The sequence below is a fragment of the Streptomyces sp. NPDC006450 genome, from assembly GCF_040612195.1.
Classification (GTDB): domain Bacteria; phylum Actinomycetota; class Actinomycetes; order Streptomycetales; family Streptomycetaceae; genus Streptomyces.
On record NZ_JBEXPT010000086.1, the window covers coordinates 22,641 to 29,086 of the forward strand.

The 6,446-nt window shown below is 73.6% G+C and carries 7 protein-coding genes; 4 read left to right on the forward strand and 3 right to left on the reverse strand.

What is annotated here, in order from left to right; translation table 11 throughout:
• Positions 1-31: 31 nt before the first annotated feature.
• Both ABZY57_RS23105 and ABZY57_RS23110 read left to right on the forward strand, forming a co-directional pair.
• Positions 32-1,009: a hypothetical protein gene (locus ABZY57_RS23105; protein WP_356514799.1), complete on the forward strand. Its 978-nt coding sequence runs from the start codon at positions 32-34 to the stop codon at positions 1,007-1,009.
• A 228-nt stretch (positions 1,010-1,237) separates the two neighbouring features.
• Complete coding sequence (locus ABZY57_RS23110) at positions 1,238-1,567, forward strand: ATP-binding protein (protein WP_356514801.1); 330 nt, start codon at positions 1,238-1,240, stop codon at positions 1,565-1,567.
• A gap of 63 nt (positions 1,568-1,630) precedes the next feature.
• Here the strand turns inward: ABZY57_RS23110 and dapC are convergent, their stop codons facing one another.
• Positions 1,631-2,749, reverse strand: coding sequence for a succinyldiaminopimelate transaminase (gene dapC / locus ABZY57_RS23115; protein WP_356514803.1), 1,119 nt, complete (start codon positions 2,747-2,749; stop codon positions 1,631-1,633).
• 157 nt (positions 2,750-2,906) lie between these two features.
• On the reverse strand, positions 2,907-3,236 hold the full coding sequence (gene fdxA, locus ABZY57_RS23120; RefSeq protein WP_030868357.1) for a ferredoxin: 330 nt from the start codon (positions 3,234-3,236) through the stop codon (positions 2,907-2,909).
• Between the two features lie 117 nt (positions 3,237-3,353).
• Here fdxA and ABZY57_RS23125 point away from each other — a divergent pair, with 117 nt between their 5' ends.
• The gene (locus ABZY57_RS23125) at positions 3,354-4,346 is read left to right on the forward strand and encodes a GNAT family N-acetyltransferase (protein WP_356514805.1); all 993 of its coding nucleotides are present in this window, start codon (positions 3,354-3,356) and stop codon (positions 4,344-4,346) included.
• Positions 4,343-5,134, forward strand: a complete 792-nt coding sequence (locus tag ABZY57_RS23130) for a transglutaminase-like domain-containing protein (RefSeq protein WP_356514807.1) — start codon at positions 4,343-4,345, stop codon at positions 5,132-5,134. The genes ABZY57_RS23125 and ABZY57_RS23130 overlap by 4 nt, the downstream gene beginning before the upstream one ends.
• Before the next feature lie 178 nt (positions 5,135-5,312).
• On the opposite strand, the gene ABZY57_RS23135 is transcribed toward ABZY57_RS23130, so the two are convergent.
• Positions 5,313-6,446 (reverse strand): hypothetical protein (locus ABZY57_RS23135; RefSeq protein WP_356514809.1); only part of this gene is annotated, 1,134 nt, incomplete at its 5' end.

A 6,446-nucleotide genomic window follows, 5' to 3' on the forward strand; every position in this document is an offset into this window, starting at 1 on the left:
CGCGCCATATGGCTCAAGTACGGTGGGCGGCGTGCCGCAGACCGATCGCCCCCGCCCTCGCCGACGCCGTCGCCCGCTCCGCTGGGCCGCGGGCTTCCTGGTGCTGGTCGCGGTCGCCGGGTACTTCGTCGTGCAGCGCGCCTCGAACGACAACGGCGGTGTGCCCTACTGCACGGCCTCGGCCGACGGGAAGAGCGCCGCGAAGGCTTCCGGCCAGTTCGACGAGATGTCCCCCGAGCAGGCCGCGAACGCGGCGACGATAGCTGCCGTCGGGGTCTCCAAGGGGATGCCCGACCGGGCCGTGACCATCGCGCTGGCGACCTCGATGCAGGAGTCGGCCCTGCGCAACCTCGACCACGGCGACCGCGATTCGCTGGGCCTGTTCCAGCAGCGGCCCTCGCAGGGCTGGGGCACGCCGGACCAGATCATGGACCCCGTGTACTCGGCCGGGATCTTCTACGACCGGCTGGCCGAGATCAAGGGGTACTCGCGGCTCCCGCTGACGGTGGCGGCGCAGAAGGTGCAGCTGAGCGGTTTCCCGCAGGCGTACGCGAAGCACGAGCCGGATGCCACGGTGCTGACCGCGGCCTTCACCGGCGGCGGCCACCTGACCTGTACCGGGCCCGCGCCCGTCCGGCCCGGCGATCCGGCGAGGGTCCGGGCGGAGCTGGCCCGGTTGCTCGGCAAGAACCCGCTGTACGCGCTGCCCGCGACCCCGGTCGGCGGGGCCGGGGAGGGCGCCGGGGAGGCCTCCGAGTCCGAGGTGGCCCTGGTGGCGAAGCCCGGCGGCGGGGATCGGGCGGCGCGGACCGGCCAGGTGCTCGCACAGTGGGCGGTGGCCGGCTCCCGCGAGCTGGGGATCACGCGGGTCTCGTACGGCGGCAAGTCCTGGGTCGCGGGCAGGGACGGCGACCGGTGGCGGGAGCGGGGCGCCGCGGGCGGCGGGAACAGCGCCGGGGATCCGGGCGCCGCCGGCCCGGGCCAGGTACGGATCTTCCTGCGCGGCTGAGTCGGCGGTGGACGGGCGTACGAGCCGTCCCCCGTACGGGGGTGACCCGTACGGCGGACACGGGGCTCCGGGCGGGGGTACAACCGCAGGTCGGCGCACGTTCCGAGCGGTCGGCCCGGAAGCCGATTAAACGATCCGTTACTGATCCTTTACCCACCGGCTCCGCAACTCGCGCCCCCCTCCGAGCGGTTGTCACGGCGTACTCAGCCGCTACCGCTTAGGAGCAACATGTCCCTCCCCCTGACCCGCCGGATCGCCCGTGCCGCGCTGCTCCTCGCAGCCGGGGCAGCGCCCGTGGTCGGTGCGGCCGGCGCGGCCAGCGCCGCGGGCCTGGAGTCCGTGCCGCAGCTGGGCGCGCTCACCGCGCCGGACGCGACGGTCTCCGCCGCGGGCGACACCGCGACCGATGCCGTGTCCGCCTCCACCCTGCCGGCGCCCGCGCCCGCCGACGAGGTGACCGGCGCCGCGGGCAGTCTGCTGGCGGGGCTCCCGCTCGCCGGCGGCCTGCCGGGCGGCGTTCCCGCCGGGCTCCCGGGCGGGCTGCCCGGCCTCGGCTAGCAGCCGCCGCCATGAACGCCGAAGGGCCCGGGAGCACGAACTCCCGGGCCCTTCGGGCGTTCCTCAGACGTCGGCGGGGCCGGATTCACCCAGCCGCTTGACGGCCGCCGCGACGCGCTCGTCCGTGGCCGTGAAGGCGACGCGGACGAAGTGGGCGCCCGCCTCGCCGTAGAAGTCGCCCGGAGCGACCAGGATGCCCAGGTCCGCCAGATGGGCGACCGTGTCCCAGCAGGGCTCGTCCCGGGTCACCCACAGGTACAGGCTGGCCTCGCTGTGCTCGACGCGGAAGCCGTGCGCCTCCAGGGCCGTGCGCAGCGCGTCGCGGCGGGCCGCGTAGCGCACCCGCTGCTCCTCCACGTGCACGTCGTCGCCCAGGGCCGCCACCGTGGCCGCCTGCACGGGGGCCGGGGTCATCATGCCGCCGTGCTTGCGGATCTGGAGCAGCTCGCCCAGGACCCCGGCGTCACCGGCGATGAAGGCCGCCCGGTAGCCGGCCAGGTTGGAGCGCTTGGAGAGCGAGTGGACGGCGACGATGCCCTCGTACGAGCCCCCGCAGACCTCGTCGTGCAGGACGGAGACAGGCTCGGCCTCCCAGCCCAGTTCCAGGTAGCACTCGTCGCTGAAGATCAGGATCCCGTGCTCGCGCGCCCAGGCCACGTACCGCACGAGCTCCTCCTTGGGGAGGACCGCGCCGGTGGGGTTGGACGGGGAGTTGAGCCACAGCAGCTTCACGCGGGCCGGGTCGAGATCGGCGGTGGGGTCGTCGTAGACCACCGGCTCGGCGCCGCACAGCCGCGCACCGACCTCGTACGTCGGGTAGGCCAGCCGGGGGTAGGCGACCTGGTCTCCGGCGCCCAGGCCCAGCTGGGTGGGCAGCCAGGCCACCAGTTCCTTGGAGCCGACGACCGGCAGGACGTTGCCGTGTCCGGCGGCGCTCGCTCCGAGGCGGCCGCGCACCCAGCCGGTGATCGCGTCGCGCAGGGCGGGGGTGCCCCACACCGTGGGGTAGCCCGGGGAGTCCGCGGCCTCGATCAGGGCGCGCCGGATCAGCTCCGGCACCGGGTCGACGGGGGTGCCGACGGAGAGGTCGACGATCCCGTCCGGGTGGGCCGCCGCCGTCGCCTTGTACGGCTCCAGCTTGTCCCAGGGGAAGACGGGAAGACGGGCTGAGACTGCGGCCACGTTGCGCGCTCGCTTTCCGGGTCGTACGTGCTTTCCAGGATGGTCGTCGCATCGGCGACGGTGCCGCTCACCCGCGCGCGGCGGTCAAAACACCTCGGCCCCGTGCGGCGGCGAGCCGTACGGGACCGAGGGACGCGCGTGGGGCGGGACCCGACCGTCAGTGGCTCGGGTTGATGTCCGCCGGAAGCGCGGCGATGAAGGGGTGGTCGCGCTCGATCAGGCCGAGCTTGGAGGCACCACCGGGCGAACCGAGCTCGTCGAAGAACTCGACGTTCGCCTTGTAGTAGTCCTTCCACTCCTCCGGAGTGTCGTCCTCGTAGAAGATGGCCTCGACCGGGCAGACCGGCTCACACGCACCACAGTCGACGCACTCGTCCGGGTGGATGTACAAGGACCGCTGGCCCTCGTAGATGCAGTCGACGGGGCACTCTTCGATGCATGCCTTGTCCTTGACGTCGACACAAGGCTCCGCGATGACGTAGGTCACGCTCTCGTTCCTCCTCATAAGGGCTTTCCATATCGCGCGGGAGCGCGGCGTCGTCGATGCCCGCCTCTAGTATCTCCGTTCCCGGGCACGATCCGAACAGGAGGGGCGGACAGAGCTGTGGAAATCACTGCCGGTGGACGGCTGGAGATCCGGATTACACCCGCTGACGTGGGTAAACGAGTCTCTGTGCGACGGGTGGAGCACGGCTCGACCGGAGCCCCCTGTTTCACGGACACCGTAGGGGTTCTCACATCCTGGAATGCGGGTGTGGTGACGATCACACGAAAGACCGGCGAGTCCGTCCGCATCGCGGAATCGTCCCTGGTGGCGGGCAAGGTCGTACCCCCCGCTCCGGCCCGTCGCAGGGGGCCCGCGGCCTCCTTCGAGGAGCTGGCGCGGGTCGGCGCACGGGCCTGGGTACCTCTGGAGAGCGAGCCGCTGGGCGAGTGGACGCTGCGCGCGTCCGGCGGATTCACCCGCCGGGCCAACTCCGTGCTGCCGCTCGGCGATCCCGGGACGCCGCTGGACGATGCACTCGCGCGAGTGACCTCCTGGTACGAGCAGAGGGATCTTCCGGCCTACGTCCAGACCGCCACGGGCGCCGCGGGCACGCAGGAGGTGCTGTGCGCGGAGCTGGAGGACCGGGGCTGGATCCGCGAGGTGTCCGCGGAGGTCCGCGTCGGCGGGCTGGCGGCCGTCGGGGACCTGGACGTGGACGGGTCCGTGGTCGCGGGCGTCCGGCTGACCCGTACTCCGGACGAGGAGTGGCTCTCCCGCTACGGGCGGGTGAAGGACCCCGAGACCGCCCGCCGGGTGCTGACGGCGGGACCCTCGGTGTGGTTCGCGACGGTACCCGGCCGGGCGATCGGGCGGCTCGTGGTGGACGGCCGGTGGGCCGGGTTCGCGGCCGTCGAGGTCGACCCGGAGCACCGGCGGCAGGGCTTCGGCTCGGCCGTGATGGCGGCGCTGGCGCGGCGGGCGCTGGAGGAGGGAGCCTCTGCCGCCTGGCTCCAGGTGGAGAGCGACAACGCCGGGGCGCGGGCGCTGTACGAGGGGATGGGCTTCGGGACGCACCACTCCTACCACCACTACCGCCGGGCGGCGGCGTGACCTCGCCGTGGCGGGAGCGGTTCGCCGCCGAGGCGCGGGCGGAGCGGCCCGATCTGGCCACGCTGTGCCTGCTGCTGGCCGCGGAGGGGGACCCGGAGCTCGACGAACGGGCCATGGACTGGGCGCAGATCGAGCTGGACCGGCTGGCGGGGATGCTGCCGTACGGGCTGCGGGGCGCTCGCGCCTGGGCTTCGGCGGTGTCCGAACTGCTGGGCGGGCGGCTGGGCTTCCACGGCACTCCGGCGGACTACGACCGGCTCTCGTCCTCGCTGCTGCACGAGGTGCTGCGGCGGCGCCGGGGACTGCCGATCCTGCTGTCCGTGGTCTGGCTGGAGGTGGCCCGCCGGGCCGGGGCTCCGGTGTACGGACTGGCCCTGCCGGGGCACTTCGTGGTGGGCTTCGGGGAGCCGGAGGAGGGCGTGGTCGTGGACCCCTTCGCGGGGGGCGCCTCGCTGGGCGCGGGTCCGGCGGAGCTGGCGGCGGGGCCGCGGACCGCGGCGCGCACGCTGGACATCGTGCTGCGGATCCTGAACAACATCCGGGCGTGGGCCTCGTCGCGGCCCGAGCACTCGGGAGTGGCGCTGTGGGCGCTGGACCTGGCGCTGCTGCTGCCCTCGCATCCGGCGGCGTTGCGGTACGAGCGGGCGAAGCTGCTCGTGGAGCGGGGGGATTTCGCGGCCGGGGCGGCGGAGATGGAGTCCTACGCGGTGGTCGTGGACGTGATCGATCCGCCGTCCGCCGTGCGGATCCGTGCGGAGGCGATGGCGGCGCGGGCCCTGCTGAACTAGGCCGTCGGCGGGCTCGGCGCTGGGCGGGGCGATGTCCCCTGCCCGCCGTTCCGCCCTTCCGCCGTTCCCCGGACCGCGGTCCGGGGGCGCCGTACGGCTGAAGGATCCCGCGCCGGCCGTGCCGGACGTGACTGAGCCCCTCCCCGGTGTTCGGGGAGGGGCTCAGGGGTGCGCGTGGTCAGCTCGGGTTGGTCGCGATGACCGCGGTGCGCTCGGCGGTGGTCTTGCCGCGCAGCGCCTTGCCGAGGACTCCGGCGACGTCCTGCGGGGTGACGGCCGTCTTCTCGCCGGTGCCGCGCATGATGAGGACGCCGTCGAAGGTGTTCCCGTAGGCCGTCTTGAGGGCTTCCAGGTCGTACTTCTCGACGAGGTGGCCGTCCACGACCTGCATGCTCAGGATCTTCGGCAGGGACTTGGCGCCGAGCGGGATGGACTTGGTGCCCGCCTTGACGAGGACCGGCGCCGACATCGCGGGCTGGGCGAACTCCTTCATGGCCCGGTCCAGTTCGGCCTGGTCGACGACCGGGTCCTTGGTGGCGACCGGGAGCGGGACGGGGGCGGCCTGGGCTCCCTCGACCATGTCGCGGAAGGCCTTGGTGACCAGGGCGACGGAGGCGTCCACGTCGAGCGTGGAACCGGGCTTGCCAGGAACGGCGACGGCCTTGCCGGTGTCGAAGGTGATGGTGCCCTCGGTGGCGGAGCCGGAGGTTCCCGCGAGCTCCTGCAGGGCGACCCGCAGCTTCTCCTCGTCGGTGGGCAGGACGGCCTCGGCCTTGCGCTCGCTGCCGAACAGGGAGCCGATGACCGTGACGGGGTTGTAGTCGCTGCCCGCCGCGTTGCGGACGGTGGTCTGGCTGTCCAGGCTCAGGCCGGCCTTCTCGGGCTTCAGCTCGACCGGCTTGCCGCCGACGGTGAGCTTGAGCGGGGTCGCGGCGCGGTTGCCGAAGGACGTCTGGAGCTTGGCGACGGCCTCGTCGCGGCTGCCGCTGATGTCGACGCCCATGACGGTGGTGCCCTTGGGGACGTCGGAGTGGTTGAGGAGCAGGCCTGCTCCGTAGGCCACGCCGCACAGGGTGAAGAGGGCTCCCCCGAGCAGGACCAGCTTGCTGCGGCCCTTCTTGGCGGGCCGCGCCGGGGGCGACGCGGGCGCCTTGGCCTTGTTCGCGGGCGCCGGGGCGGGCGCGGGCTGGGGGTGACCGGCGGCGTCCAGCTCGGGGCCGGGCCAGCTCGAATCCGGGCCACCCACCGGTACGGAGCCCAGCGCGGGCCCGCCGGTCGGCCCGTCCGGGCCGCGGCCGGTGCCGGTGCCGGG

What these genes read in the sequence shown, in the direction of transcription:
- ABZY57_RS23110 (WP_356514801.1), top strand. Translation starts at nt 1,238, where the DNA reads ATGTCCCTCCCCCTGACCCGCCGGATCGCCCGTGCCGCGCTGCTCCTC.